At 58.9% G+C, this 25,920-nt stretch carries 22 protein-coding genes; 9 read left to right on the top strand and 13 right to left on the bottom strand.

Going from position 1 to position 25,920, the window contains the following annotated elements; all coding sequences use genetic code 11:
• Nucleotides 1-139: 139 nt before the first annotated feature.
• On the top strand, nt 140-2,092 hold the full coding sequence (locus tag ACR0DJ_RS08265; RefSeq protein ID WP_425078110.1) for a 4Fe-4S binding protein: 1,953 nt from the start codon (nt 140-142) through the stop codon (nt 2,090-2,092).
• Here the strand turns inward: ACR0DJ_RS08265 and ACR0DJ_RS08260 are convergent.
• A complete protein-coding gene (locus ACR0DJ_RS08260) occupies nt 2,086-2,814 on the bottom strand; it encodes a c-type cytochrome (RefSeq protein ID WP_480684511.1) in 729 nt (242 codons plus the stop codon). The two genes, ACR0DJ_RS08265 and ACR0DJ_RS08260, sit on opposite strands and share 7 nt — an antisense overlap.
• A 122-nt stretch (nt 2,815-2,936) precedes the next feature.
• On the opposite strand from ACR0DJ_RS08260, the gene ACR0DJ_RS08255 reads away from it, so the two are divergent.
• The 3 genes from ACR0DJ_RS08255 to ACR0DJ_RS08245 are packed head-to-tail and all read left to right on the top strand — an operon-like array spanning nt 2,937 to nt 5,169.
• Nucleotides 2,937-3,998 (top strand): Mrp/NBP35 family ATP-binding protein, encoded by a 1,062-nt coding sequence (locus tag ACR0DJ_RS08255; RefSeq protein WP_480684510.1) that lies wholly within the window; start codon nt 2,937-2,939, stop codon nt 3,996-3,998.
• The gene (locus tag ACR0DJ_RS08250) at nt 3,995-4,693 is read left to right on the top strand and encodes a biotin/lipoate--protein ligase family protein (protein WP_480684508.1); all 699 of its coding nucleotides are present in this window, start codon (nt 3,995-3,997) and stop codon (nt 4,691-4,693) included. The genes ACR0DJ_RS08255 and ACR0DJ_RS08250 overlap by 4 nt, the downstream gene beginning before the upstream one ends.
• Complete coding sequence (locus ACR0DJ_RS08245) at nt 4,690-5,169, top strand: DUF6505 family protein (RefSeq protein WP_480684506.1); 480 nt, start codon at nt 4,690-4,692, stop codon at nt 5,167-5,169. Before ACR0DJ_RS08250 ends, ACR0DJ_RS08245 begins: the two co-directional genes overlap by 4 nt.
• Here the strand turns inward: ACR0DJ_RS08245 and ACR0DJ_RS08240 are convergent.
• From ACR0DJ_RS08240 to acs, 8 genes are all read right to left on the bottom strand, one after another.
• Nucleotides 5,166-5,666, bottom strand: coding sequence for a flavin reductase family protein (locus ACR0DJ_RS08240; protein ID WP_170344652.1), 501 nt, complete (start codon nt 5,664-5,666; stop codon nt 5,166-5,168). The two genes, ACR0DJ_RS08245 and ACR0DJ_RS08240, sit on opposite strands and share 4 nt — an antisense overlap.
• An 88-nt stretch (nt 5,667-5,754) precedes the next feature.
• A complete protein-coding gene (locus tag ACR0DJ_RS08235; RefSeq protein WP_425078115.1) occupies nt 5,755-7,167 on the bottom strand; it encodes a 3'-5' exonuclease in 1,413 nt (470 codons plus the stop codon).
• A gap of 2 nt (nt 7,168-7,169) precedes the next feature.
• Nucleotides 7,170-7,688 (bottom strand): hypothetical protein, encoded by a 519-nt coding sequence (locus ACR0DJ_RS08230; RefSeq protein WP_170344650.1) that lies wholly within the window; start codon nt 7,686-7,688, stop codon nt 7,170-7,172.
• A 27-nt stretch (nt 7,689-7,715) separates the two neighbouring features.
• Nucleotides 7,716-9,539: a DUF294 nucleotidyltransferase-like domain-containing protein gene (locus ACR0DJ_RS08225; RefSeq protein ID WP_425078116.1), complete on the bottom strand. Its 1,824-nt coding sequence runs from the start codon at nt 9,537-9,539 to the stop codon at nt 7,716-7,718.
• Between the two features lie 108 nt (nt 9,540-9,647).
• The gene (locus tag ACR0DJ_RS08220) at nt 9,648-11,432 is read right to left on the bottom strand and encodes a sodium:solute symporter family protein (protein WP_170344648.1); all 1,785 of its coding nucleotides are present in this window, start codon (nt 11,430-11,432) and stop codon (nt 9,648-9,650) included.
• 5 nt (nt 11,433-11,437) lie between these two features.
• The gene (locus ACR0DJ_RS08215; RefSeq protein ID WP_170344753.1) at nt 11,438-11,719 is read right to left on the bottom strand and encodes a DUF4212 domain-containing protein; all 282 of its coding nucleotides are present in this window, start codon (nt 11,717-11,719) and stop codon (nt 11,438-11,440) included.
• 180 nt (nt 11,720-11,899) lie between these two features.
• Nucleotides 11,900-12,583 carry an adenylate kinase gene (locus tag ACR0DJ_RS08210; RefSeq protein ID WP_170344647.1) on the bottom strand — a complete coding sequence of 228 codons (684 nt, stop codon included), beginning with the start codon at nt 12,581-12,583 and terminating at the stop codon, nt 11,900-11,902.
• 7 nt (nt 12,584-12,590) lie between these two features.
• On the bottom strand, nt 12,591-14,555 hold the full coding sequence (acs, locus tag ACR0DJ_RS08205) for an acetate--CoA ligase (protein ID WP_170344646.1): 1,965 nt from the start codon (nt 14,553-14,555) through the stop codon (nt 12,591-12,593).
• A 428-nt stretch (nt 14,556-14,983) separates the two neighbouring features.
• Between acs and ACR0DJ_RS08200 the strand changes: the two genes are divergently transcribed.
• The 3 genes from ACR0DJ_RS08200 to ACR0DJ_RS08190 are packed head-to-tail and all read left to right on the top strand — an operon-like array spanning nt 14,984 to nt 18,094.
• Nucleotides 14,984-16,000, top strand: coding sequence for a C4-dicarboxylate TRAP transporter substrate-binding protein (locus tag ACR0DJ_RS08200; RefSeq protein ID WP_480684503.1), 1,017 nt, complete (start codon nt 14,984-14,986; stop codon nt 15,998-16,000).
• A gap of 57 nt (nt 16,001-16,057) precedes the next feature.
• Nucleotides 16,058-16,687 (top strand): TRAP transporter small permease, encoded by a 630-nt coding sequence (locus tag ACR0DJ_RS08195; RefSeq protein ID WP_170344644.1) that lies wholly within the window; start codon nt 16,058-16,060, stop codon nt 16,685-16,687.
• Nucleotides 16,688-16,690: 3 nt separating this feature from the next.
• Nucleotides 16,691-18,094, top strand: a complete 1,404-nt coding sequence (locus ACR0DJ_RS08190; protein ID WP_257600563.1) for a TRAP transporter large permease — start codon at nt 16,691-16,693, stop codon at nt 18,092-18,094.
• 137 nt (nt 18,095-18,231) lie between these two features.
• Here the strand turns inward: ACR0DJ_RS08190 and ACR0DJ_RS08185 are convergent, their stop codons facing one another.
• The 3 genes from ACR0DJ_RS08185 to rocF are packed head-to-tail and all read right to left on the bottom strand — an operon-like array spanning nt 18,232 to nt 21,122.
• Nucleotides 18,232-19,272, bottom strand: a complete 1,041-nt coding sequence (locus ACR0DJ_RS08185) for an ornithine cyclodeaminase (protein WP_257600565.1) — start codon at nt 19,270-19,272, stop codon at nt 18,232-18,234.
• A gap of 9 nt (nt 19,273-19,281) precedes the next feature.
• Complete coding sequence (ctlX, locus tag ACR0DJ_RS08180) at nt 19,282-20,202, bottom strand: citrulline utilization hydrolase CtlX (RefSeq protein ID WP_480684501.1); 921 nt, start codon at nt 20,200-20,202, stop codon at nt 19,282-19,284.
• Nucleotides 20,202-21,122 (bottom strand): arginase, encoded by a 921-nt coding sequence (gene rocF / locus ACR0DJ_RS08175; protein WP_480684500.1) that lies wholly within the window; start codon nt 21,120-21,122, stop codon nt 20,202-20,204. The genes ctlX and rocF overlap by 1 nt, the downstream gene beginning before the upstream one ends.
• Nucleotides 21,123-21,208: 86 nt before the next feature.
• On the opposite strand from rocF, the gene ACR0DJ_RS08170 reads away from it, so the two are divergent.
• Nucleotides 21,209-21,637, top strand: a complete 429-nt coding sequence (locus ACR0DJ_RS08170; protein WP_170344639.1) for an Lrp/AsnC family transcriptional regulator — start codon at nt 21,209-21,211, stop codon at nt 21,635-21,637.
• Between the two features lie 117 nt (nt 21,638-21,754).
• Nucleotides 21,755-24,364, top strand: a complete 2,610-nt coding sequence (gene mprF, locus ACR0DJ_RS08165) for a bifunctional lysylphosphatidylglycerol flippase/synthetase MprF (RefSeq protein ID WP_480684498.1) — start codon at nt 21,755-21,757, stop codon at nt 24,362-24,364.
• A gap of 3 nt (nt 24,365-24,367) precedes the next feature.
• Here mprF and ACR0DJ_RS08160 read toward each other — a convergent pair whose 3' ends face one another.
• A complete protein-coding gene (locus ACR0DJ_RS08160) occupies nt 24,368-25,918 on the bottom strand; it encodes an efflux transporter outer membrane subunit (RefSeq protein ID WP_425078120.1) in 1,551 nt (516 codons plus the stop codon).
• Nucleotides 25,919-25,920: the final 2 nt, after the last annotated feature.

Below are 25,920 nucleotides of genomic sequence, written 5' to 3'. Positions count from 1 at the left end.
CCCCGTGAATGCTTGTGTTTCCTGGCATTTATTGCCGAAATTCAACCCTGTGCAGGAAATGCGGCAAGGGGTTGAAGTTGCTTTCCCGGGGGTACAGCCTAGTGTGCATGGAACCGGGACGGTTTCCCGAGGAGCGGATATGGCCACGAAACTTCTGCTATGTGATTGCGCCGGTACTCAGGCGCTGGACCCGGACATGATTGAGAGCGCTTGCAGTATCAGGTGTTCCAGAGTGCATACCGCGCTTTGTACATCCGAACTGCAATCAGCCGCCAAGCTGATGCAGGAAGGCGAAACAGTCATTGCCTGCCTGCAAGAGCAGGAAGTTTTTCGGTCACTGGCCGAAGATCTGAATATCGACGCGCCCGGGTTTGTCGATCTGCGCGATCGGGCCGGGTGGTCCGACCAAGGTGCGGATGCGACCCCCAAGATTGCCGCATTGGCGGCCGAGGCCGTTCTGGCGCAACCGGTAACACCCAGTGTGGATGTCTTCAGTGAAGGCACTTGTTTCATCATCGGGCCCGGTGCGGTGGCCTTTGATCTGGCTGAGCGTCTGGCGGATTCGTTGGCAGTGACCGTTATGACGACGGATCTCACGGAACCTCTGTCGCGTGACTATGACGTGGTGCGGGGGCGGTTGCGTTCGGTTTCCGGTGCGCTCGGTGGATTTTCGCTGCGTCTGGACGCGCTTCAGCAGGTCGTGCCCGGTGGGCGCGGCGCGTTTGCATGGACCGATCCAAAGGACGGCGCGCATTCCGCGTGCGACATTGTCATTGACCTGGCAGGAGAAACACCTTTCGTACAGGCCCCGGCCAAGCGCGAAGGCTATCTGCGGGCTGATCCCAGGGATGCGGTTGCGGTGGAAAGGCTGGCTTTTGAAGCCGCGCAATTGGTGGGAACATTCGAAAAGCCACTTTATGTGCGGGTTGAAGAAACCCTGTGTGCCCATTCCCGGGCCGGGCAGGTGGGCTGTTCCAACTGTCTGGATATCTGCCCAACCGGAGCGATTTCCCCGGCGGGCGAGTATGTTGCCGTCGATCCGATGGTATGTGCAGGCTGTGGTGCATGCGCCGCGCTGTGCCCTTCGACGGCCATAACCTATGAAGACCCACCTGTTTCGGCGCTGTTGTCGCGGATGCATATTCTGGCTCGCACCTATCGACGGGCCGGCGGCACCGCGCCTCGGCTGCTTGTCCATGACGCCCACGGGGCCGAGATGATTAGGTTGGCCGCGCGTTTCGGGCGTGGATTGCCTTCGGACGTCATCCCTTTGGAACTGAACGTGATATCCGGCTTTGGCCATGCCGAGATGCTGGCGGCTCTGGCGCATGGGTTTGCACGGGTGGATGTTCTTTTGGCACCGTCGACCGAACGCGAAGCGCTGAACCGGGAACTTGAATTGGCACATGCCATTGCAGGCCCAGAGGGCACCGGCCTGATTGATGAGGCTGACCCCGATGCGATGTCCGATCTGCTGTACGGGCAAGCGGTGCCCCGGCCTTTGTCCGATCCGGTTCTGCCTATGGGCAATCGCCGGCAAATTGCACGGCTGGCAGCGCAGGCGCTGAACCCGCAGGCCGACGCGCCTTTGCCATTGCCTGAGAATGCGCCTTACGGGGCGGTTGCAGTGAATACCGACAGCTGCACCCTGTGCCTCAGCTGCGTGTCGCTATGCCCATCCGGTGCCTTGATCGACAACCCGGACAAGCCGCAACTGAACTTCCAGCAAGACGCCTGTCTGCAATGCGGGATGTGCAAGACCATTTGCCCCGAGGATGCGATCACGCTTGTTCCACAACTTGATCTCAGCGACGCGGCCCTGTCACAGCAGGTTCTGAACGAAGAAGAACCTTTTGCCTGTGTGGAATGCGGGGCGCTGTTCGGCGTGAAATCCACGGTCGAGCGGATCATGGAGAAGCTGTCGGGCACGCACCCGATGTTCGCGACTTCGGATCAGGCGCGGATGATCCAGATGTGTGACGATTGCCGGGTGAACGTGCAGTTCCAACACCAAGACAATCCGTTCCAGTCAAATCCCAGGCCTCGGGTCGTCACGACCGAGGATTACTATTCAGACAGAAAGGATCACTGAAGCTTAAGGGGGGCGCCCAAATCTGCGGCGTCGATGCGCGATACGAACGCCAGAATCGCGTCAAGATCATCCAATGTCATCTCAACCGGGTGAATTGGGGAAGGGCGTTCGGGATCAAAAGGGGGCGTCAGCCCGTCGATCTGCGTGAATGCAGGGTGGGGGTTCAGGGCGAAAAACGCCTCGAACCGCCGCGACCAGTCAGGCATTGCGCGCAGAACGGCGAAAGAGGGCGTCGACCCCAGGCCATTCATACGGTTCCTTGGCCCGATGACATGACAGCGCCCGCAATGGGTCATCGACAATTCTTCGCCGAGTTGGGTGTCGCCTTCGACGATGTCACCGGACTCAACCTCGAAAATATCAAAATTGGCAGAGTAGGGCTCTCCGTCTGCCGGGGCAAAGCTTTCCACCGTGCGCTTGCCGATGTCCGACTTCAGCCATTCCAGAAAACGGGCCTGGCGGTCACTGTCTTCGATACGCAGGTGATAGATCACGTCGTTGCGGGCAAAGACCGGATCACCGGGCGGCGCGGTTTCCAGCACCATAACCCCGGCGTCGTCTGCAATAACACGGATCCCGGTCTTGAGAGAGAAGCGAGGAAGGATATGTTGCAACAGGCCAGAGTCTTTAACCTCGGCCGGGGCCGCAAGGCCAATCGCCTCTTGTGACCAAGAGGGGGTGGCAGAGAGCGTCAGGCTCAGGCACAAGAGGACAAAGCGCATGGCTCAACGTAACTTCGCGGGGCGGGATGCGTCAAATGAACAGACAAAGACGGAGACACGTGCAATGAGCGGCGAGTCGATATGCGCGCCCCTGTCAGCAGGGCACATCAAGGGGAACAAGCATGAGTGTTCGTGACGCGGTTCTGGCGAACCTGAAAAAGATCACCGACCCGGTATCCGGGCAGGACATCGTAAGCGCGGGCATCGTGCGCGCCCTGAATGTAGATGGCGACACGGTACGCTTCGTGCTTGAGATCGACCCGAAGCACGCGGAAAAGATGGAACCCGTCCGCGCCACGGCTGAAAAGGCCGCTCAGATGGTGGAGGGCGTTGTAAATGTTTCGGCCTTGATGACCGCGCATTCCGATAAGGCCCCGCCGGAACTGAAACCGAAACCCAAGCCATCGCAAACCGGGCCGCAGGCGGTGCCGGGTGTGGATCGGATCATTGCCGTTGCGTCCGGCAAGGGTGGGGTAGGCAAATCAACCGTTTCGGCCAACCTTGCCTGCGCATTGGCTGCGGAAGGGCGACGTGTGGGTCTGCTGGACGCCGATGTCTACGGGCCGTCGCAGCCCCGGATGCTGGGTGTCTCGGGCCGCCCGGCCAGCCCTGACGGCAAGACGATCCTGCCGCTGCGCAACCACGGCGTCACCATGATGTCGATGGGTTTGATGACCAATGAAGGTCAGGCGGTTGTCTGGCGCGGGCCGATGCTGATGGGTGCGCTGCAACAAATGATGAGCCAGGTGCAATGGGGCGCGTTGGATGTTCTGATCGTCGATCTGCCACCCGGTACAGGCGACGTGCAACTGACGCTGAGCCAGAAGTTCCAGGTGGACGGAGCCATTGTCGTCTCGACGCCGCAAGACGTGGCCCTGATCGATGCCCGCAAGGGGATCGACATGTTCAATCAGCTCAAGACACCCATCATCGGGATGATCGAAAACATGTCCACGCATATCTGTTCGAACTGCGGGCATGAAGAACACGTTTTCGGTCATGGAGGTGTCAAGTCCGAGGCAGAGGCGCTGGGCGTGCCGCTGCTGGGCGAAATCCCCTTGCATCTGGACATCCGGGTCGCCGCTGACGGAGGCGCGCCCATCGTGGTCAGCAAACCTGACAGCCCGCAGGCCGAGGCATTCCGCAAGATCGCCCGCGACATGATTGCCAAAGGCAACGCATGAGCCAGCCGGTTTTCCCACCCTTGCTGACGGGCCACCCGGTTCAGGGTGAGGAAGACCCGTTCGAGCGCGCGCTGGCAATGGCTGCGCTGGGCTGTGATGCGGGGACGGTGGTTTACAATATTCAGGCGGATTTCCTGCGGGTGGCAATTGTTTTTGCCCCCGAGGTGCCATTGCAGGATGCGGTGGTGATGTTGCCACTCTGCGCTGTGGGATTCCAGAACGCGCTGGGCGCTTTGGCCCCACCAGAAGTTGCGGTGCATCTGGGTTGGGATGGCTTGATTTGCGTGAACGGGGCGCGGTGCGGCCGGCTCCGCGCGGCTGGGTCAGCATCAATGCCCGAGGAAGAGCCGGACTGGCTGGTCGTCGGTTGGGAGCTGACGCTGTTGCAAACCAGTGATGCGCCGGGTGAAACCCCAGATATCACCGCGCTGTACGATGAAGGCTGTGCCGAGGTTTCTGCAACGCAGTTGGTGGAAAGCTGGTCACGACACATGTTGACCTGGCTCAACCGTTGGCAGGAGGATGGCAACGCGTCCTTGCACGCCGAATGGATGGGCCTGCTGCGCGGCGTGGGCGAACCGCTGATCGATGGTGGCGTATTCCTTGGAACGGATGAACGTTTCGGGATGCTGATCCGCGACGGGGTCGATACGCATCTGCGCCCCCTGACCGACTTGTTGGAGAACCGAGAATGAAACTGGCCCGAGCGATCCATTTCGACGAAAGCGACATGAACGTGTTTCATTCCCCGGCGCGCACCGGTGAGTGGTGCGTTTCGGGCGGGTTCGAGTTTTCGAACTGGGGTCAGGGTGATCTTGAAGGCAAGGCGCGACAGGCCTTTGCGAACGGTTGGCTGGGATTGGAAACCTTTGGCCGGGTAACTTTTGTGGCCGTGACGCAGATCGAAGCCGCAGAGAAAAACCAGATCACGCGTGATCTGGCCGAACATTTTGTGCAGTTCTATGGCGCACCTTCGGTCGAGGCCGCATTGGGCGTTGCGCAAGCTGAAATCGACCACATGTCAGAGTTGTGCGAAGACCATACGGCCAACACGCTGTTGACCGTCGCAAGGGAACTGACCGACACAGGCGTGCACGAAGCTTTTCGGGTCATCACTCCGCAGGACGCGGAGCTGGAGGCGTTGGCGGTTCACGGGTCGTTGGACGATTAGATCAGGTCGACAAACCCGCCGAACTGCCCGCGTTTGAAGATCAGGCCTTTGCCGGTGCGATACATGACCTGTTCCACCTGACCCACGATGATCAGATGATCCCCGGCGTCATGACGGGCATGAAGGCGGCAATCGAACCGGGCCAGACACTGGGCCAGATGCGGACGCCCGGCCTCATCCTCGGTCCAGTCCGCATGTGAGAAATCCGCCCCATCGCGTGCAAACCGCAACGCCTGTTCCTGCTGATCCTGCGCCATGACGTGGATCGAATAGAGATCACAGGTACTGAACGTATCGAATCGGAATGATTCCTTGGCCAGACACCACAGGACCAGTGGCGGCTCCAATGAGACCGAGGCAAATGAATTCACCGTAATGGCACGCGGACCGTTGTCGGATTGCGCGGTAATTACCGTGACGCCGGTGCCAAAGCATCCCAGCGCTTCCCGAAAGGCGGGGCTTTGATCCGGGGTCGGTGTAAAGGTCTTTTCGGTCATTGCGCGCTTAATCCTTGGCCGCGCATCAGGTGCCATGCGCCGCCCGGATTGTCCATGAAAAGCTGACTGCCGGGTGCAATTTATGCCGTCAGTTCAGATCTTCCAGCAAACGACCATGTTTGCGGGTTTCCATGATCACCTCTCCAAAAGTCGTCAGGCCACGGGCTTGCAGGATCGGCAGCATCTTGACCAATGCCTCGGCCGTGGCAACCGCATCGCCAAGTGCGGTATGGCGCAACGTTTCGGGGATCGTGATTTCCAGCCGTTCACACAAGGCATCCAGTGTGTGCGTGTCGCTTGCCCCGAACAGCACCGCAGACAGCAAAACCGTGTCGAGTATCGGATGATCCCATTCAACACCCATCCGATCGGCATAGCGGCGCAGGAACGCCATGTCGAACGGGGCGTTATGCGCCACGATCACCGCGTCACGCGAAAACTGATGAAATACGCGCCCGGCTTCGGCAATATCGGGCGCACCCTGAACCATGCGATCGCTGATCTTGTGTACCTTGGTCGAGGCAGGTGGAATTGGAATGCCGGGATCAACCAGCATGTCCAGATGCTCACCCTGAACGATTTTGCCGTTCAGAACGCGTACTGCGCCGATCTGCACGATCTCATCCTTGTGTGGCAGCAAACCGGTTGTTTCCGTGTCGAAGACCACGAAGCACAGATCCGACAGGGGGCGGTTCTCGAACGCATCATCCCCCGGCGTATTGAGAAGTTCGAAATCATAGACCAGCGGGCGGGCATCATCTGGTGACATTTGCGCTGCGCTGTCTTCGAAGACCAACATATACCCGGGTGCATCCCCCAAAGGTTTCATCCGGGCGGAATATGTCTGCCGCCCGTCCACGCTGGACAGGGTGCAATAGACGTCCTTTCCGGTTTTGCACATCTTGGCATAAGCGTCTGTCAGGCCGGTGGCTTCGAGATATTCGAAAAGAGAGGCGTTCAGACGAGGATGCGCGATCTGGGCGAGAACCTCGGCGGCCTGCCCATCGTACAGAACGATCTGGTGCTTCGGACTGGCCAGCAGCATGGCCACGGGGATCTCGGTCAACAGGGCTGTCAGGCGTTGTTTTTCTGCGGCCAGATGCGCGGTTTCGGCGGCCACGGCCTCGGCTGTGCGCATGGCGTTCGAGGCGAGTTGTTCCGCCAATCCCGCCGCAGCCGGGGCAAGATCGCCCAGATAACGCGCGGCCTGCATGTCCAGGTCGGTGCTTACACCGGCATGAGCACGGGCACGCAGCTGGGCGGAAAGCCGTTCGATCGGTTTGGCGACGTTGTCGTCAAACAGCAGCCAAACACCTGCAACCAGTGCCAGCAATCCAAATCCGATCAGGATTTCAGCAAAGACGAAATCATTCAAAAGATCAGGATTTCCCGCGCGGGAATAGGTGATCCAGAGAGCGGTGGCACTTATCGCAACCCCTCCAAAAGCCAGGAGGCAGAAGAACAGAAAAATCCTGAGCCTCAAACTCAATCCGGTCAGCATGATCACACCCCGCAAGTGGCTGCGATGACGGGGTCATTGGCTCCGGCTGCAATCCAGTCAGCGTTCACCAGACGCCCGTCCTCGGCAAATTCGGCACCATCCGCAAGGTTGGCGCGGCGGTTTTCTGCACAGTTCACGGCCACCGGCAGTTTCGAAACCGGAGCCCAGCGGCCAAAGAAGTAAAGATCGACAAGCCGTTGTTCCGGAACGTTTTCATTTGTCCGCACAGATACGGTGTCGATTGCCGCAAAGCGATCAACGAACGGCACCGCGTAGGTCCAGGGACGATAAAATGCGCGGCTTTCGACTTCTTGCACGATTGTCATCTCTTCGGGCAGTTGGTCGCGCGTGCGGTCATACCAGGAATATTCGCTGGTGATGGTCATTCCGATCATTCCAAGACCGGCCGCAACCGGAGTGGTCCATTTCGGCAAACGTCCTCCGGTCAGCTTGTTCAACAGAAGAACGATGCCTGCAAATGCGATCCCCGCAAAAACCGTGCCGATCAGTTCCAGAAACATGTGGTCTCTCCGTTCCTCAGACGCATGTCAGCCCAGCATTCCCTTGCCGTGGCCAACTGCCGATTGCATCGTTTTTACCACCACGAAAGCATCACGCAGATGACTTCGCTCAAAGTCCGACAATTCGGACGGTGGCAGGTAGTTGTCGGGCATCGCTCCGGATTTAACCAGCCGAACCTGATGCTCCAGCCGGGTTTCTGCGATCAGATCATAGGCATCCAGCAGGTCACGCGCACCAGAGGGGCTGAGCACGCCGCTGGACTCGGCTGCTTTCAGGCGGGCGCGGGTGTTGGCCTCGGTCAGCTCGCCTTGCAGCGCGTAGATGCGCGCCAGATCGACGACGGGAACCACTCCGTTGTGTTTCAGATCCAGCGTGTTGCGATGCTCGCCCGAGCGGATCGTCGCGAAACCGCGCAGCAGGCCCAAAGGGGGCGTATGTTTGAGCGAGTTCGAAATCATGTGCGCGACGAAGATCGAGTTTGCCCTGGCCGCTGCCAGAGTGTCCGCTTGCAGATCGGCAAACAACTCAAACGCGCCGCCGATGGGGCGCAGGTCGAACATGACCGAGGCCAGCATCTGCGCCTCGGGGTTTGGCTTGGCAATCCAGCCCTTGAAATAGTCGCGCCAGACACGAACCGGCTGACACCAGCGCGGATTGGTGGCCATCATGTCGCCGGGGCAGTAAAAATACCCGCAGACGTCCAGCCCGTCAGAGACGAATTTGGCCAGTTTGGTGAAATAGGACATATCGGCGTCGGTGACGCTGTCATCCAGCATCAGGCAATTGTCCTGATCGGATACGCCGGTCTGTTCTTGCCGCCCCTGTGAGCCGCAGGCAAGCCACAAATAGGGTACAGGGGGCGGCCCCAGTTCGGTTTCAGCCAGTTTCAGCAGGCGGCGGGTAACGGTGTCGGCAATATCGGTGATCAGCCGCGTGACAATCTCATGCCGGTTCCCACCAGCAACCAACTGAACCAGCAACTGCGGAATTTCCGCCGTCACCCGCGCCATTTCTTCAGCGCTGCCGGCCTTTGCGATCCGACCAACCAGCTCGGCCGAGTTGACGGCCTGATAATGGGTCAGATCGGTCTGTGTCACGATCCCGACCAGACGACCGCCTTCGGAAATCGGGATGTGGCCAATGCCGCGCTCCATCATGATGTGAAGAACATCCGAACCGACATCGCTGGGCGACAGGGTCACGGGGTTTGCGGTCATGATTTCGGAAACCCGTGTGGTTGCGGGCAATCCGTCGGCGACAAATTTGCCCGAAATGTCCCGCAGGGTGGCGATGCCCTGCAACTTTTCTCCATCGGTCACGCAAAGCGACGAGATATGTTTGTCGCGCATGATCCGTGCCGCTTCCTGAACCGACGTGTCCGCAGGGCAGGTGGCGGGATTGCGTGCCATCAGAACGTCAATCGAACTGGTCGCAAGGCTTTGGGGGCCGCTGCGATCACCTCGGGTTCGGTTGAAGAATTTGGCGACGACGTCGTGGTTGTCGATCAAACTCCGCACCAAATCCGGTGGCAGCACCACCAGGACCGATGGTGTATGCGCGCGGGCTTTGGTGGCGGCCTTGCCGTCTCTCAGCAGGCCGCGCTCACCAAAGGAATTGCGCAACCCCAGATGAGAAACGACTGCACCGTTCTCGTCGGTGATCTCAACCTGTCCTTCATAGATCACGAACACACCGGGCAGGGTATGGCCGAGTTCATAGACTGACGCGTTTTCCTCAACCTCCCAGACCTCGATCTGCTTGACGATCTGGTCCAGCGCGTCAGCGGGCAATGCGTCATAGGGATGAACGGATTTCAGAAACCGGACAATTTCATCGTGGGTCAGGGGCATCTGATGTCTCCGGTGTTCTGTTTGAAAAATCCCGCCCGGTGGTGTGCCGGGCGGGAACAGTGGATCGAAAGACGCGGTCGAAGGCAAGTGCCGACAACCGCATCATACTCAGTGATCCTGAGCTGCGCCCGCACCACGGGGAATGCGTACGCTTTCGACCAGATCCTTGATCTCCTGCGGAGTTTCCTTGGTCATGCCTGCAACGATGTAGGCCGTCGCAAAGTTGACCATGGCACCAATCGCGCCGAACGAGGTCGACTTGATCGGACCCAGCAGGGGGTCTGCATCGGTGAACGAGTTGGTGCCCGGAATGAACAGCCAGCCCTTGTGCAGGAAGATGTAGACCAGGGTGACGGTCAGACCAGCCAGCATGCCTGCAACCGCGCCGGTGTTGTTGATGCGGGTCGAGAAGATCCCCATCATCAGCGCCGGGAAGATCGAAGCCGCCGCCAGACCGAAGGCCAGCGCCACTGTCTGCGCCGCAAAGCCCGGTGGGTTCAGACCCAGATAGGTTGCGACAACGATGGCAACAGCCATTGCGATCCGCGCCGACAGAAGCTCGCCTTTTTCCGAGATCTGCGGGTTGATCGCACCTTTGATCAGGTCATGCGACACGGCCGACGAGATTGCCAGCAGCAGACCCGCAGCGGTGGACAGGGCAGCCGCAAGACCACCAGCCGCGACCAGACCGATCACCCAACCCGGCAGGTTGGCAATCTCGGGGTTGGCCAGAACCAGGATGTCGCGGTTGAACTTGGTCAGCTCGTTACCGACCCAGCCTTTTTCTTCGGCAAGTGCCTGCATGTCGGCATTCTTGTCGTTGTAGTACTGGATCTTGCCGTCGCCGTTCTTGTCTTCCCAATCCAGCAGACCGGTTTTCTGCCACGTGGCCATCCAGTCATAGCGGGCGTCATTGTCGATTTGTTCAACAGACACAGCTCCGCCTTCGATGCCGCCATTGGGCCACATCATGTCACTGATGTTCAGACGCGCCATGGCACCAACCGCGGGGGCGGTCAGATACAGCAGAGCGATGAAGACCAGCGCCCAGCCAGCAGACCAACGTGCGTCAGCCACTTTGGGAACGGTGAAGAAGCGCATGATGACGTGCGGCAGACCCGCCGTACCGATCATCAGCGACAAGGTGAACAGCACCATGTTCAGTGTGTTCGAGTGGTGGGCCGTGTATTCATTGAAGCCCAGCTCGGTCACGATGGCGTCCAGCTTAGTCAGCAGGGGTTCACCGCTGGCGGTGTCACCAAACAGACCCAGCGCCGGAACCGGCGTGCCGGTCAGCTGCAACGAGATGAAGATCGCCGGAATGGTGTAGGCGGTGATCAGCACGCAGTACTGAGCAACCTGGGTGTAGGTCACGCCTTTCATTCCGCCAAACACCGCGTAGGCAAACACAACCGCTGCACCGATCAACAGGCCCGAGGTGTTTGACACTTCGAGGAAGCGGCCAAAGGCCACGCCGACGCCGGTCATCTGACCGATCACGTATGTCACCGAGGCAACGATCAAGCAGATCACCGCAACGATACGCGCGGTCTGGCTGTAGAAGCGGTCGCCGATGAACTCGGACACGGTGTACTTGCCGAATTTGCGCAGATAGGGCGCAAGCAGCAGAGCCAGCAGCACGTAACCACCGGTCCAGCCCATCAGGAACGAGCTGTTGTCGTAGCCGGTGAAGGCAATCAGACCCGCCATCGAGATGAACGAAGCCGCAGACATCCAGTCTGCCGCCGTTGCCATACCGTTGGTGACAGGATGGATGCCGCGACCCGCAGCGTAAAATTCAGATGTGGACCCCGCCCGGGCCCAGATCGCGATGCCGATGTACAGCGCGAAGGATGCGCCGACAAACAGCAGGTTGATGGTAAACTGATCCATGGGGTTTACTCCTCAACACCGTATTCGGCGTCTAGCTTGTTCATGCGCCAGGCGTAGTTGAAGATCAGCACCAGAAAGACCAAAATCGATCCCTGTTGTGCGAACCAAAAGCCCAGATCGGTTCCGCCGACGGCGATCCCCGACAGCATCGGACGCAGCAGAATGCCGAATCCAAACGACACCAGCGCCCAAATCGCGAGGCTGATGTAGATGAGGCGCAGGTTGGCCTGCCAATAGCCCTTGTCGGACTCGGCAGTCTGCGCGGAGTTTGTTGAATGATCCGCCATCGCGGGTTCCTCCTTCGCTTCCTCGTTGGACGGCCCGATGCCTACATCCTCCAGTGCGTCGGGCCGCTTCTCACTTGCGCCAGACGCCACGTGACGTCAGGCAAAACTCCACCAGTCCGCCAAGGCGGTCTTTTGAAGTATTCTGTTTGGGATCAGAGCCTTGCGGCTCTTATCCACCCCCTAATTCATTGCTTCGCCAACGATCCCTTCAAGTTCATTGGCAATGTCTTCGATCCTGCCCATGGCGTTTGCACGCTTCAGCACGCCCTGACCGTCATAGTAGGCGATCAGTGGTGCTGTCTGCGCGTGGTACGCTGCAAGGCGCGAGGCCACCGTTTCGGCATTGTCATCCGCGCGGCGCTTGAATTCGGTATGACCGCATTTGTCGCATTTGCCTTCTTCGGCAGGCTTCTTGAACTGGTCGTGGTACCCTTCGCCACAGCCGGCGCAGGTGTAGCGGCCCGAAATACGGGTCACCATTTCTGCGTCTTCCACCTCGAGGCTGATCGCGGCGTTGATCTTCTGGCCGTTGGAGGCCAGCAGGCTGTCCAGCGCTTCGGCCTGAACCGTCGTGCGCGGGAAACCGTCCAGAATGACGCCCTTGGCGCAATCCGGCTGTGCCATGCGGTCGCGCAGGATGGCGATGACGATCTCGTCGCTGACCAGATCGCCGGCTTCCATTACGGCCTTTGCCGCTTTGCCGGCTTCGGTTCCGGCCGCGACGGCTTCGCGCAGCAGGTCACCGGTGCTGAGTTGAACAAGTCCGAATTTCTCTTCCAGCATCCGGGCCTGTGTACCTTTCCCGGCACCCGGAGGGCCGAGAAGGATGACAACGGCGGGCGTGGTGATCGTGGCAGCGTCCATCACATCCTCACTTGTTCGCACGGTTTTCGATCAGGTCTTCGACCACCGACGGATCGGCCAGTGTCGAAGTGTCGCCCAACGATCCGAAATCGTTCTCGGCGATCTTGCGCAGGATACGGCGCATGATCTTGCCCGAGCGCGTCTTCGGCAGGCCGGGTGCCCACTGGATCACATCCGGAGACGCAATCGGGCCGATCTCGGTGCGGACCCATGTGCGCAGCTCTTTCATCAGCTCGTCCGAAGGCTCGCGATCATTCATCAAGGTGACGTAGCAATAGATGCCTTGCCCTTTGATTTCATGAGGGTATCCAACCACGGCAGCCTCGGCCACAGCAGCATGCGCAACCAGCGCGCTTTCCACCTCGGCCGTGCCCATGCGGTGACCGGACACGTTGATCACGTCATCTACACGACCGGTGATCCAATAATCGCCATCTTCGTCGCGACGGCAGCCGTCACCCGTGAAGTAATAGCCTTTGTAATCCGAAAAATAGGTTTTCTCGAACCGCTCATGATCGCCCCAGACGGTGCGCATCTGGCCGGGCCAGCTGTCTTTGATGCACAGAACGCCCTCGACACCGTTGCCTTCGATTTCGACGCCGGATTGCGGGTCCAGAACCACCGGTTCGATGCCAAAAAACGGCTTCATGGCCGATCCGGGCTTCATCGCATGTGCGCCGGGCAGCGGCGTCATCAGGTGGCCGCCGGTTTCGGTCTGCCACCAGGTGTCGACGATGGGGCATTTGCCTTTGCCGACAACGTCGTTGTACCAGGTCCAGGCCTCGGGGTTGATGGGCTCGCCCACGGTGCCCAGGATGCGCAGGCTGGACAGGTCGCAATTTTCGACGAACTCGTTGCCCTGACCCATCAGCGCGCGGATTGCGGTGGGGGCGGTGTAGAACTGGTTCACCTTGTGCTTTTCGCAGACCTGCCAGAAACGCGAGGCATCGGGATAGGTCGGCACGCCTTCGAACATCAGCGTGGTCGCGCCATTGGCCAGCGGCCCATATACGATATAGCTGTGGCCAGTCACCCAACCCACGTCCGCAGTACACCAGTACACGTCACCTTCGTGATAATCGAATGTGATCTCGTGTGTCATCGCAGCATAAACCAGATAGCCGCCGGTCGTGTGCACAACGCCCTTGGGCTGACCGGTCGAACCCGACGTGTAAAGAATGAACAACGGATCTTCGGCGCTCATCTCGGCAGGGGCGCAGTAGTCGTCCGCCTCAAGCGCCATTTCGTTGTAGTCATAGTCGCGACCGTCGATCCAGGTGGTCTGACCGCCAGTGCGCTTGACCACAAGGCATTTCACCGTGTCCTTGCAGTGCAGCAGGGCGGCGTCTGCGTTGGACTTCAGCGGCGTTTTGCGACCACCGCGCGGGGCCTCATCTGCCGTAATCACGACCTTTGCGTCGCACCCATTGATCCGTGCGGCCAGAGCGTCGGGCGAGAAGCCCGCGAAAACGATCGAGTGAATTGCGCCGATCCGCGCACAGGCCAGCATGGCATAAGCGGCTTCGGGGATCATCGGCAGATAGATGACGACGCGATCGCCCTTGCGGACACCCAGGGATTCCAGAATGTTGGCCATCCGGCAGGTGCGCCGGTGCAATTCTGCGTAAGAGATATGCTGGGCCGGGTCATTCGGATCATCCGGTTCCCAGATGATCGCGGTCTGGTCGCCGCGGGTTTTCAGATGACGATCCAGGCAGTTGGCCGATACATTCAACGTGCCATCGGCATACCAGTTGATCTTGACCGAGCCAAATTCGTAACTGACGTCCTTGACCTGAGTGAAGGGCTTGATCCAGTCGATGCGCTTGCCTTGCTCGCCCCAGAACGTGTCGGGGTCGCTGATTGAGGCTGCGTACATGTCGGCATACTTTGCGGCATCGACATGCGCACGAGCGACGGTTTCTGCGGATGGCGGATAAGTCTTGGCATCTGCCTGGGCAGCGGTGGTCATCTTTGAGGCTCCTCCCTCTGGACTGGATTGCATGTGGATTTTTTGCCTGTCATTCAGGCAATGTCGATCCTGTTCCTCCCCAAGTTTGAATATTACCGCGTTCTGAAAATAAATAAATAAATTGGTGTAATCCTTGGATTTCTTTGTAAAGAAATTTTTGCAATTTGGATTAATTTGTAAAAAAGCTGGAAAGAAGATCGTCAAAATATAGCGAAAACAGAAACTTGAATGTAATGAGTATTGTGGGTGCTGCCTGTCAATTGTGTTTGCAAGGACGGCTGAGCTCAGCGCTTCTGTCGTTTTAGGTCATTTTGGGTCTACTTCCCAAAAATTACGCAAATCCCGGACAGGGTTGGCACGATCGAATGTTGGCGCTAGCTTGATCGACAAGCGCCTCGGTAGGGGGCGCACCTATGGGAGACGAAACTATGAAAAAGATGTTGAGCGGTGCCGCAATCGCCGCCCTTGCCGTTGCTTTTGTGACCGAAGCCGCCGCAACGGAATGGAACGCATCCGTCTGGGGCAAGCGCCGCGCCTTTACGGAACATGTAGAAAAACTGGCCGAACTGGTCAGCGAGAAAACCGGTGGCGAATTCACCATCAATGTCAGCTATGGCGGGTTGTCCAAACCCAAGGAAAACCTGGACGGGATCGAAATCGGCGCCTTCGAGATGGCTCAGTTCTGTGCTGGCTACCACCGCGACAAGAACCGGGCGATCACCGTATTGGAATTGCCGTTTCTGGGTGTGAACAACTTGCAGGAAGAAGTAGCGGTCAGCCATGCGGTATACGACCATCCGGCAGTCAAGGAAGAGATGGCACAATGGAATGCCCGCATCATCATGACCTCGCCAATGCCGCAGTATAACCTTGTCGGCACCGGCGAGCCGCGGGATGAACTTGCTGAATTTGACGGAATGCGGGTCCGGGCGACCGGTGGCCTTGGTCAGGCCTTCGAGGCGGTCGGAGGAGTGCCCACATCGGTTCCGGCGACAGAAGCCTTCAATGCGATGGAATCGGGCGTCGTCGACACCGTGGCCTTTGCCCAGCATGCGCACCTTTCGTTCGGAACGATCAACGAAGCGGACTGGTGGACCGCGAACCTGAATCCGGGAACGGTGAACTGCCCGGTTGTGGTCAACATCGATGCCTACGAGGCGCTGCCAGCCGAACATCGTGAAGCTCTGGACAGTTCGATCGATGAAGCGATCGACCATTACCTGGCGAATTACGGCGGCCTGCTCGAACAATGGGACAGCGTCCTGGAAGAAAAGGGTGTCCAGAAGGTCATGATCGACGACGCGGTAATTGAAGAGTTCCGCACGAAGGCCGCTGATCCGATCCGTGAAAAATGGATTGCGGACATGACCGCACAGGGTCTGCCGGCGCAGGACCTTTACGATCTTGTCCAGACGACGCTGAAGCAACAGCGCGGCGGCAACTGATCCACAAGGCCGGGTGCTTTCACGGCGCCCGGCAACAAACAACAAGGAATCACCGGAATGGCAGGACAAGCCACGGTTCTGGTAGACGGCAGCCGTCTGAGCCAGCTGGATCAGCGTTTGCTCGTGCTCGAACGGTTTCTGGCACTGATCAGCGGATTGGCGGTTTTTTCACTGATGGTGTTGGCCGTCGTGTCCGTCAGTGGTCGGAATGCACTGAATGCTCCTTTGCCGGGCTATGTTGACTGGATAGAACAGGCGATGCCTCTCATCGCTTTTCTGGGCATTTCATATGTTCAGCGCGATGGGGGGCATATCCGTATGGATATCGTCATTTCCCGCTTGCACGGACGAGCGTTGTGGCTGTTTGAACTGCTCTCGGTGGTTCTGATCCTGATCCTGATGCTGGCTCTGGTTTGGGGCAGCTGGTCTCATTTCGACCGGTCGTTTGATTTCGGCGCCCCAATGTGGAGCCGGGACAGTTCGATCGATATCGGCATTCCCTTGTGGCCGGCCAAGCTTCTGGCACCCGTTGCATTTTCCGTTCTCTGCCTGCGCCTTGCGCTGCAAGTCTGGGGGTATGGCCGGGCGTTCTGGCTGGGGCTGGACGCTCCGGCGGCCGTTCCGTTGATACAGGATGCAGCGGCGCTGGCAGCGGCCGAGGCCGAACAGTTCGAAGGGCAGGACTGATACATGGACACGATTGAGATTGGCCTCTGGGTCACAGGCGGCCTTCTGGTTCTTGTCGTGGCGGGCATGCGGGTTGCCTTCGCAGCCGGTTTGGCGGGACTTGTCGGACTGTTTTGGATTTTCTGGGCCAAGTTCGGTTACGATCCGGAACGGTTTGGCAAGGCGCTGACAGTGGCGGTCAAGACCGCGGGGCAGGTGCCACATTCCAAGGTCGCGTCCCACACTCTCAGCCTGATTCCGACCTTCATCCTGATCGGGTACCTGGCATATTACGCGGGGCTTACCCGCGCTTTGTTCGAGGCCGCAAAACGCTGGGTCGCATGGGTGCCCGGAGGGTTGGCGGTGTCGACCGTTTTCGCCACGGCCGGCTTCGCTGCGGTGTCCGGTGCTTCGGTCGCGACGTCCGCCGTCTTTGCCCGTATCGCGATTCCCGAAATGCTGAAGGTGGGCTACAACAAACGCTTCGCAGCCGGTGTGGTTGCCGCAGGCGGGACGCTGGCATCCCTGATCCCGCCTTCGGCCATTCTGGTGATCTACGCGATCATCGTCGAGCAGGATGTCGGGAAGCTGCTGTTGGCGGGTTTTATTCCGGGCGCGTTTTCCGCAATCGTATACGGCCTTCTGATCGTCGGGATCGCCGTGATCTTCAAATCCGTTGGCCCGCCGGTCACGGGGTTTACCTGGAAACAGCGCTTTGCGGCACTTCCCGGTGCCTTCCCGATTGTCGCCGTCATCCTGATCATCATCTGCTTTGTCTACAATCCGTTTGGTGAAAAGGCGTGGGGCACTCCGACGGAAGGCGGTGCCATTGGTGCCTTCATCGTGTTCTGTTTTGCCTTGTTCCACGGAATGCGCTGGGCCGAGCTCAAATCCGCGCTGTTGGAAACCGCCAAACTGACGGCGATGATCTTTTCGATCATCTGGGGCGTTCTGATCTATGTGCGCTTTCTTGGTTTTGCAGACCTGCCGGGTGCTTTCTCGGATTGGATCACGGGGCTCGAGATGTCGCCGATGATGATCCTCATCTGCATTCTGCTGGCATACGCGGTGTTGGGCATGTTCATGGATGCAATTGGAATGCTGCTTTTGACCTTGCCCGTGGTCTATCCGGCGGTGATGGCCTTGAATGGTGGTGAAACCGTCAGTGCCGCCGACAGCGCGTTTGGAATGTCCGGTCCGATGTGTGCGATCTGGTTTGGTATTCTGGTTGTCAAAATGGCCGAGTTTTGCCTGATTACACCACCTATCGGGCTGAATTGCTTTGTCGTTGCCGGTGTACGCCCTGACCTGAGTGTTCAAGATGTGTTCAAAGGCGTCACGCCCTTTTTCATCGCTGACGCCCTGACCATCGCAGCGCTCGTTGCTTTCCCGGGTATTGTCCTCTACCTGCCATCGCTTGCGGGATAGCTCGGAAGCGAGGCTCTGCCTCGCGCTCCGGGATATTTGTGGCCAGATGAAGTTCAGACCCCTTGCTTCATCTGGCTGAAAATATCCCGGGGGAGGCGCGCGCAGCGCGGCGGGGGCAGCGCCCCCAAGATTGCGTGCTATCCGGCTCGCATCAACATTCCGAACAGATCGCGGGGATCGTCCGGGTCGGCCAACATGTCCAGAGGTTCAAAGAAGGTTGTACCTTCAATCGCCTGTTTCACATAGCGCAGGGCCGAGAAATCCTCGATGGCAAAGCCTACACTGTCGAACAAAGTGATCTGCCGCTCATCGGTGCGCCCCTTGGCCGCGCCAGTGATGACCTGCCACATCTCAGTCACAGGGTGATCTGAATCCAGCGCCTGAATTTCGCCTTCGATCCGGGTTTGTTCAGGGTACTCGACGAAGATGTCCGAACGTAACAGGATGTCGCGATGCAACTCGGTCTTGCCGGGGCAATCGCCTCCGATGGCGTTGATGTGCACACCGGGCCCGACCATGTTGTCGGTCAGGATCGTTGCGTATTTCTTGTCTGCCGTGCAGGTGGTGATGATCTGGGCACCTTCGATGGCGTCTTCCGGCGTTTTGCAAGGGATGACTGTCAGGCCCTTGCCCTGCAAGTTCGCAGCGCATTTCGACGTGGCATTCGGATCGATGTCGTAAAGCCGAACGGTGTCGATCCCGCACATTGCCTTGAAGGCGAGGCACTGGAATTCGGACTGTGCGCCATTGCCGATCATGGCCATTGTCCTGGCATTTTTAGGGGCCAGATAGCGCCCGACCAATGCCGAAGTCGCCGCCGTGCGCAGCGCAGTCAGCATAGTCATTTCGGTCAACAGCGTCGGATATCCGGTGTAGACATCCGCCAGCAGGCCGAATGCAGTAACGGTTTGCAGCCCTTCGGAGGTGTTCTTGGGGTGGCCGTTTACGTATTTGAACCCGTACGCCTCGCCATCCGAAGTTGGCATCAGCTCAATCACGCCATGAGGAGAATGCGCTGGAATGCGCGGTGTCTTGTCGAAGCTTTCCCATCGTTTGAAATCGGCCTCGATCTGAGCGGCAATCTGCGTGATCATCTGTTCGACGCCAATGTGGTGAACCAGTCGCATCATGTTGTCGACGGAAACGAATGGTACCAGGGCCTTGTCTGAAGGTTGCATGGTGCTCTCCTATCGGCGGGCAAGGTGAACGCCTGCAATCATGCAGCGCACGGACCCACCGGCGGTTTCAATTGTTGGAACGGACAGCGGCAACGGTGTTGCACTGTCCTGGATTGTTGCGATTTGGTCTGGTGTGAGGGCGGCAAGTGCCCTGCTGGACAGGGCCAGCACCAACCCATCACGCCCGGTCAGTTCAATGGCGTTACCTGCGAACTCGGCGATTTGGTCGTGCGTCAGGTCAATGACCGTTCGACCGGATTCCTCCAGCCGGTTGCGAACGGTCACGCGGCGAGCCGGGTCCGATATCATATCGAGGCAGATCAAGGCGTAATGCGCGCCGATACCCATCAATACGTTGGTGTGATAAACGTCCCGGCCCTTGGCATCGCGGGCCTCAAAGGCGATTGGCTCATAGTTGAAATGTGTGCAGAACCGTTCCAACAGGACCGGATCGGCGCGATTGGACGTCACCGTGTAAGCGATGCGGGCCACGTGATCCAAAACCATCGCGCCGGTCCCTTCCAGAGCCAGGTTATCTTGTTCCAACCCGGAATAGTCGATGACATCCTGCACGCGGTATTCCTGTTTGAGCAGTTCGATTACATCGGTCCTGCGTTCGCGTCTGCGCGATGGCACGAACATCGGGTAGATCGCCACATGGCCGCCGGGATGCGTTGAGAACCAGTTGTTGGGAAAAACGCTGTCAGGTGTGTTGAGGTCGCCGAAATCGTCAAACACATGAACAGTGACACCGGCGTCGCGCAATTGCTGTACCGCCCGATCATGTTCATCCCTGGCCGCGTCCGATGTCGCCTCGGCAGATACGGTGCTCAGCGTTTGAAAGGCGTTGTCATCACGTGTTTCCGGGTTGGATGCAAAAGCGTGTGGCCGGATCATGACAACGGCGGATGGCGCTTGAAGTGACAGCATCAGAAACTCCGGGTTGGGCGATCGAAGATACGGCGACCCATCAGAGAGGCAGCCAGATCGACCATCAGTTTTGCGGTTCGGCCCCGGTCATCCAGAAACGGGTTCAGTTCGACCAGGTCCAGCGAGCAGACAAGCCCGCTTTCGTGCAGCAGCTCCATGGCCAAATGGGCTTCACGCTCGGTCGCACCACCGGGCACGGTCGTGCCGACTGCGGGTGCCACTGCCGGGTCGAGGAAATCGACATCCAACGACACATGTAGCAAAGCGTTTTCTGCCCTGACGCGATCCAGAAAGGCCAACAGGGGGGCTTTGATGCCGTTTTCATCGATGCTGCGCATATCTGCCAGCATGGCGCGGTCGTGTTCCAGCGCCGCCCGTTCTGCCGGGTCGACAGAGCGCAACCCGATCATGCCGACGCGATCCGTCGGTATGACGGCGGACAAAGGGGGAAAGTCCTCGAATCCGGGTCTGCCGGTGAAATACGCCACCGGCGTTCCGTGCAGGTTGCCGCTGCCGGTACTGTCCGGAGTGTGAAAGTCGCTGTGGGCGTCAAGCCATAGTACGAACAGGGGGCGATCGATCCGAGCAGCATGGGCGGCCATTCCGGCCACCGTCCCCATGGACAGGGCGTGATCACCCCCCATGAAAATGGGAATTCCCTGACCTGCCGCGTCTTGCGCAACCTTGCTGAGAGCGCGCGTCCACCCCACACATTCGGGCAGGGCGAACAGGTGCGGGTGTTGGGGAATGTCGACGATCTCGGCCCGCACGTCGCCCCAATCGTGAACGGTGTGACCAAGATCAGACAGCGCTTGATCCAACCCTGCCACGCGATACGCATCAGGGCCCATCCGGCATCCCTGACGACGTTTCCCGGCGTCCATCGGGGCGCCAACCAGTATGATATCCTTGAGTTCCATGTGTTCATTTAGGCCGTCGGACTGTCTTGCGTGAAGTCGGCAAAATGCTCAAAATGGTCTCGGAAAATCCTTTATGAGAAAGAGCTATGGACGAATTGGACAATCGGCTGCTCAATGCGTTGCAACGGGATGCACGGGCAAGCCTGTCAGAGCTGTCGGAAACACTGGGCGTGACGCGTACCACGGTGCGCAGCAGGTTGCAGCGGCTGAAACAGTCCGGTGAAATCGTCGGCTTCACCGTCTTGACGCGTCGCGATCTGGCGCAAAGCCCGGTGCGCGGGTTGATGATGCTCGAGATTGAAGGGCGTGGTACGGAACGCGTGATGGCCCGGATCGGAGCCATGCGTCAGGTGACGGCGGTTCATTCGACAAATGGCAGTTGGGATCTGATCGCCGAGATCAGCACCGAAACCCTGGCCGAACTGGATGAAGTTCTGTTTCAGATACGAAAAATCGACGGCGTGACGCGTTCGGAAACGAACCTTCTGCTGTCAACACGCAAGGGGCGGCTCTAGCGCTTTGAGATAAATACAAAATGTGCCAGTGTTGGTCTGCAAGTGAAGTCTTGATGACCGACGGGCGGGTGAGCCGGGCGTGGTATCTGTGATCGGAAACTGGCGGGGACGTGCAGCATGACCAATGCGGAAAGTGACGGTGAACCTCTGGCGGTGCACTGGGTTGAAAAGCTCACGGCCATGTTGGAAAAACCCTGGTTGCGGATTGCGATACCGGTACTTGTGACCGGGATCGCACTGACGGTTTTGCATGATTTGTCGGCGCATGTGAAATGGTCGGATGTCCAGACCGATGTCGCGATGACGTCGTGGAAACTCATGCTTTTCGCCTTGCTCTGGACTGCGTTCAGTTTTCTTTCTCTGTCGCTCTATGATGTGTTTGCCGTGCAGAGTGTGGCAGGCGGCAAAGTGCCTTTGCCTGTAGCCGGATTGGCAGGGGCCAGCGGCTATGCCGTATCGAACTGCCTGGGGTTTTCCTACATCACCGGAACGGCGATCCGATACCGGATTTATGCGTCTCTGGGATTGGATCTGGGGCGGGTGGCCGGGGTCATCGCAACGTCCTGGGTCGCGTTCTGGATGGGGCTTGTTCTGGTTCTGGGTGTGTTGCTGACCGTGCATCCGGACGGAATCTCCAAAGTGATGCCTGTCAGCGAAACGGTGGAAACCGCCATCGGATTGTGCCTTCTGGGGGCATTGGTCGCGATGTTCATATGGTTGTCCAGCGGGGGCAGGCGATTGGCCGTCGCAGGTATCGGATTTGACTTGCCGGGTGGCAAACTGGCCAGCCTTCTGACACTGGCCGCTATCGGAGATCTGGTTGGCGCGTCCATGGCGCTCTATGTCCTGATGCCGGACGATCTGGGCGTCGGCTATCCCTATTTCTTCACGATCTACATCGCCGCCATCGCCGTTGGAATCCTCAGCCACGCACCGGGCGGGCTTGGGGTATTCGAAGCCACGCTGATCGCGGGGCTTGGGGCGTCGGGGCGTTCGGATGTGATCGCAGCCTTGTTGCTGTATCGGGTCGTTTACACCTTCTTGCCCTTCGGTATCGCCAGCGTGTCCATAGCGGTCGCGTCGGCACTGACGCAGAGGCACAGGATCGGCGGGGCCGCGACATGGGTCTATCGGGTCATCCGCCCCATCGTTCCCATGGTTGCAGCCGGGGTTGCGGCAGTGGCCGGAGTGATCCTGCTGGTGTCCGGAGCGTTGCCAGCGGGCACGCAGAACCTTGGCGTTCTGAGAGAGGTTTTGCCGCTGTCCTTCGTCGAGGCATCGCACCTTGCCGGCAGTGCTGTCGGAGTGCTGCTTTTGCTGGTGTCTCGCGGTTTGTTTCGAAAGCTCTACCGCGCATGGGTGGTGGCAATGTTGTTGATGGTGGCCGGGTTCTTTGCCTCGCTGGCAAAGGGGCTGGACACTCACGAAGCGCTGTCGATGCTGGGCACGATTGGCCTTCTGGCGATGTTCCGCGGGGCGTTTTACCGGGTCAGTGGTGCGTCGATCTTCAGGCTGAATATTCCCTGGTTGGTCAGTGTCGTGGCGCTGCTGGCGGTGATTTTCTGGATCGGACTGTTCGCCTATTCCCATGTCGAGTACCAGAACGCCCTGTGGTGGGAATTTGCCTGGAACGGAGATGCTTCGCGCTTTTTGCGCTCCAGCCTCATCGTGGCGGTGATCGTGGGCATCGTGGCCGTGAACTCTCTGTTCGGGCGAGAGATTCCGACACCTGTGCGCACGGAAATCCCCGGAGTGGTCGAACGGCTGGTGATGGGGTGCGAAGATACCGAATCCCAAATCTCGCTTACCGGTGACAAACAGTTCCTGATTTCACCGGATGAGACCGCATTCATTGCCTATGCAGACACGGGCAACGCTCTGATCTCGAAGGGAGAGCCGGTTGGCGATGAAGCAGCGGGGCGGCAATTGATCTGGCAACTCAGGGAAATGGCGGACCGAGAAGGAAAACTGTGTGCCTTCTACAGTGTTTCAACCAAATACCTGCCGACATTTCTGGATCTGGGCCTGTCGATCCTGAAGATCGGCGAGGTCGCGCGGGTGCCGCTCAGGGATTTCTCGCTGGACGGAAAGTCGCGCAAACGGTTCCGGCAGGCCAGGAACCGGGCCGAGCGGGAGGGCTATGTATTCGAGATCATTCCGAAAGAAGACCTGGCCCCGGTCTTGCCGGAATTGCGCGCGATTTCAGATCATTGGCTGGCGCAAAAGGCAGGTGCCGAAAAGGGTTTTGCGCTTGGGGGATTTGACGATCAGTACCTGTCTTATTTTGATCATGCGGTTCTGCGTGACGGTGAAACAGGCAAGATCATGGCCTTCGCCAACCTGTTTCAGGGCGGCAATAAATCCGAGCTGTCACTGGATTTGATGCGCTATGAACCTGACAGCCCAAGCTTTGTCATGGACGCGCTGTTTGCAGAGATGATGAACTGGGGATCACAGCAGGGGTTCCATTGGTTCTCGCTGGGTGCGGCGCCGTTTTCGGGTATCGAAAACCGTCAGCTTGCCTCGCTTTGGAACCGCATCGGCGGCTTTGTCTATGAGCATGGCGAGCAGTTCTATCATTTCGAAGGGCTGCGCGCCTTCAAACAGAAATTCGATCCGGAATGGAGCCCCAACTATCTGGCCAGCCCCGGCGGGCTGGCCGCGCCCCGCATCCTTTACGAGGTCAATATCCTGATCTCGGGTGGTCTGCGCGGGTTGACCAAGTAGCGCTTAGTTCAGGCTGGCTCGGGTCGGGGTTTTTTCAAGCAGATCGCCCCAATCAGTGCGATAGGCCATTTCCGCCAGCACGGTTTCAGGCAGGAATTCCTGGTTCTGACGGATCTGCCATCCGCCTCCCAGACCCTTGTAAACCGCAACCAGATTGCTGGACACCTGCTGCCGCGCTTCGATCAGGTTTGCCTGCGACCGCAGAAGCGCGGTCTGGGTGTTCAGAATGCGTGAATAGCTGGCGATACCGTCCCTGTACTGGCTGACGGCGATATCAGCGGCCTTGCGTGAGGCATCGACGCTTTTCTGATAGAATCCAACCTGTTTGCGCGCCTGTGCATAGGCGACCATTGCGCTTTCCACCTCGGAATACGCGGTCAGTACGGTGTTCTGGTAATTGGCGATCAGCGCCTGATAGGCAGCGTCCTGAGCGCGGACATTGTTCTTGATGCGGCCATAGTTGAGCACGTTCCAGACCACGCCGGCACTGGCCAGACCGGTGGTGCTGTTGCCGCTGAACAGATCGCGCCCACCCGATGCCTGCAAACCGATCGCGCCCGACAGCACGAACTGAGGATACAGGTCAGCCATTGCGATGCCCACCTGCGCCGATTGAGTCGCGGCGGCCAGTTCTGCCGCGCGGACATCCGGGCGGCGGCGCAGAAGTTCTGCCGGCACGCCAACGGCCACATTTGTTCGCGCAAACGGGATACGGCCAGAATTTCCCAGAAGGCTGGTCATCCGGGACGGCGTGGTTCCCAGCAGCACGGCCAGGGCATTCTTGGTCTGTTGCAGGTCGCTTTCCAACTCGGGCACCAAGGCCTTGGTATTGTTGAGCAGCGCAGTGGATTCCTGAACGTCCAGTTCGGTCGTGACTCCGTTGTTGAATCGCAGCTGTGTCAGGTCCGCCGATTCCTGCTGCAATTTGATGTTTTCCCGGGCGACCGCCAAAGATTCCTGCAACGCGCGGATATTGACGTAGAGCGCGGCCACGTCGCCGGTCAGTGTCACCAATGCGTCATCATAGTTTGCGACCTGCAAGGCCAGATTTGACCGAGCCGCCTGAACACCGCGCCGCTGCGCGCCCCAGACATCCAGTTCCCACTGGGCATCGAACCCAACCTGCGACGTCGAAAACTCGGTATCCAGAGGGATGATCCGGTTGATATCGGCAACAGGGCCTAGGTTGTCGCTGATTTGCCGTCTCTGCAACGACCCGCCAATCGCTTGTGATTGTGGATAAAGCTCTCCAAAAGCGATCCCCAACTGCGCCCGCGCTTGCAGCACCCGTGCCCCCGCGACCTGAAGCGTCAGGTTCTGGGCATAAGCTTCGGCAATCAGCCGGTTGAGAGTCGGGTCATTGAATGTCTCCCACCATTTCACCACGGGTGCGCTGCGCGATGTCAGGCCGCTTTGGCCAACGCTTGGGCTGTTTACCTCGATCCATTGCTTCACGACCGGAGAGTTCGGGCGCACGAAATCTGGCCCCACGGGCGTGCAGGCCGCGAAAGTGGCGGCGCAAAGAGCGGTTCCCATCAACCGGCGGAGTGTCATGG

The sequence above is a fragment of the Ruegeria sp. BF10 genome, assembly GCF_056538725.1.
The sequence above is the reverse complement of the archived record's forward strand: the minus strand, read 5'-3'. Positions and strand labels throughout refer to the sequence as shown.

Coding starts and splice junctions, on each gene's coding strand:
- ACR0DJ_RS08265 (WP_425078110.1), top strand. CDS start 140: ATGGCCACGAAACTTCTGCTATGTGATTGCGCCGGTACTCAGGCGCTG.
- ACR0DJ_RS08260 (WP_480684511.1), bottom strand. CDS start 2,814: ATGCGCTTTGTCCTCTTGTGCCTGAGCCTGACGCTCTCTGCCACCCCC.
- ACR0DJ_RS08255 (WP_480684510.1), top strand. CDS start 2,937: ATGAGTGTTCGTGACGCGGTTCTGGCGAACCTGAAAAAGATCACCGAC.
- ACR0DJ_RS08250 (WP_480684508.1), top strand. CDS start 3,995: ATGAGCCAGCCGGTTTTCCCACCCTTGCTGACGGGCCACCCGGTTCAG.
- ACR0DJ_RS08245 (WP_480684506.1), top strand. CDS start 4,690: ATGAAACTGGCCCGAGCGATCCATTTCGACGAAAGCGACATGAACGTG.
- ACR0DJ_RS08240 (WP_170344652.1), bottom strand. CDS start 5,666: ATGACCGAAAAGACCTTTACACCGACCCCGGATCAAAGCCCCGCCTTT.
- ACR0DJ_RS08235 (WP_425078115.1), bottom strand. CDS start 7,167: ATGCTGACCGGATTGAGTTTGAGGCTCAGGATTTTTCTGTTCTTCTGC.
- ACR0DJ_RS08230 (WP_170344650.1), bottom strand. CDS start 7,688: ATGTTTCTGGAACTGATCGGCACGGTTTTTGCGGGGATCGCATTTGCA.
- ACR0DJ_RS08225 (WP_425078116.1), bottom strand. CDS start 9,539: ATGCCCCTGACCCACGATGAAATTGTCCGGTTTCTGAAATCCGTTCAT.
- ACR0DJ_RS08220 (WP_170344648.1), bottom strand. CDS start 11,432: ATGGATCAGTTTACCATCAACCTGCTGTTTGTCGGCGCATCCTTCGCG.
- ACR0DJ_RS08215 (WP_170344753.1), bottom strand. CDS start 11,719: ATGGCGGATCATTCAACAAACTCCGCGCAGACTGCCGAGTCCGACAAG.
- ACR0DJ_RS08210 (WP_170344647.1), bottom strand. CDS start 12,583: ATGGACGCTGCCACGATCACCACGCCCGCCGTTGTCATCCTTCTCGGC.
- acs (WP_170344646.1), bottom strand. CDS start 14,555: ATGACCACCGCTGCCCAGGCAGATGCCAAGACTTATCCGCCATCCGCA.
- ACR0DJ_RS08200 (WP_480684503.1), top strand. CDS start 14,984: ATGAAAAAGATGTTGAGCGGTGCCGCAATCGCCGCCCTTGCCGTTGCT.
- ACR0DJ_RS08195 (WP_170344644.1), top strand. CDS start 16,058: ATGGCAGGACAAGCCACGGTTCTGGTAGACGGCAGCCGTCTGAGCCAG.
- ACR0DJ_RS08190 (WP_257600563.1), top strand. CDS start 16,691: ATGGACACGATTGAGATTGGCCTCTGGGTCACAGGCGGCCTTCTGGTT.
- ACR0DJ_RS08185 (WP_257600565.1), bottom strand. CDS start 19,272: ATGCAACCTTCAGACAAGGCCCTGGTACCATTCGTTTCCGTCGACAAC.
- ctlX (WP_480684501.1), bottom strand. CDS start 20,202: ATGCTGTCACTTCAAGCGCCATCCGCCGTTGTCATGATCCGGCCACAC.
- rocF (WP_480684500.1), bottom strand. CDS start 21,122: ATGGAACTCAAGGATATCATACTGGTTGGCGCCCCGATGGACGCCGGG.
- ACR0DJ_RS08170 (WP_170344639.1), top strand. CDS start 21,209: ATGGACGAATTGGACAATCGGCTGCTCAATGCGTTGCAACGGGATGCA.
- mprF (WP_480684498.1), top strand. CDS start 21,755: ATGACCAATGCGGAAAGTGACGGTGAACCTCTGGCGGTGCACTGGGTT.
- ACR0DJ_RS08160 (WP_425078120.1), bottom strand. CDS start 25,918: ATGACACTCCGCCGGTTGATGGGAACCGCTCTTTGCGCCGCCACTTTC.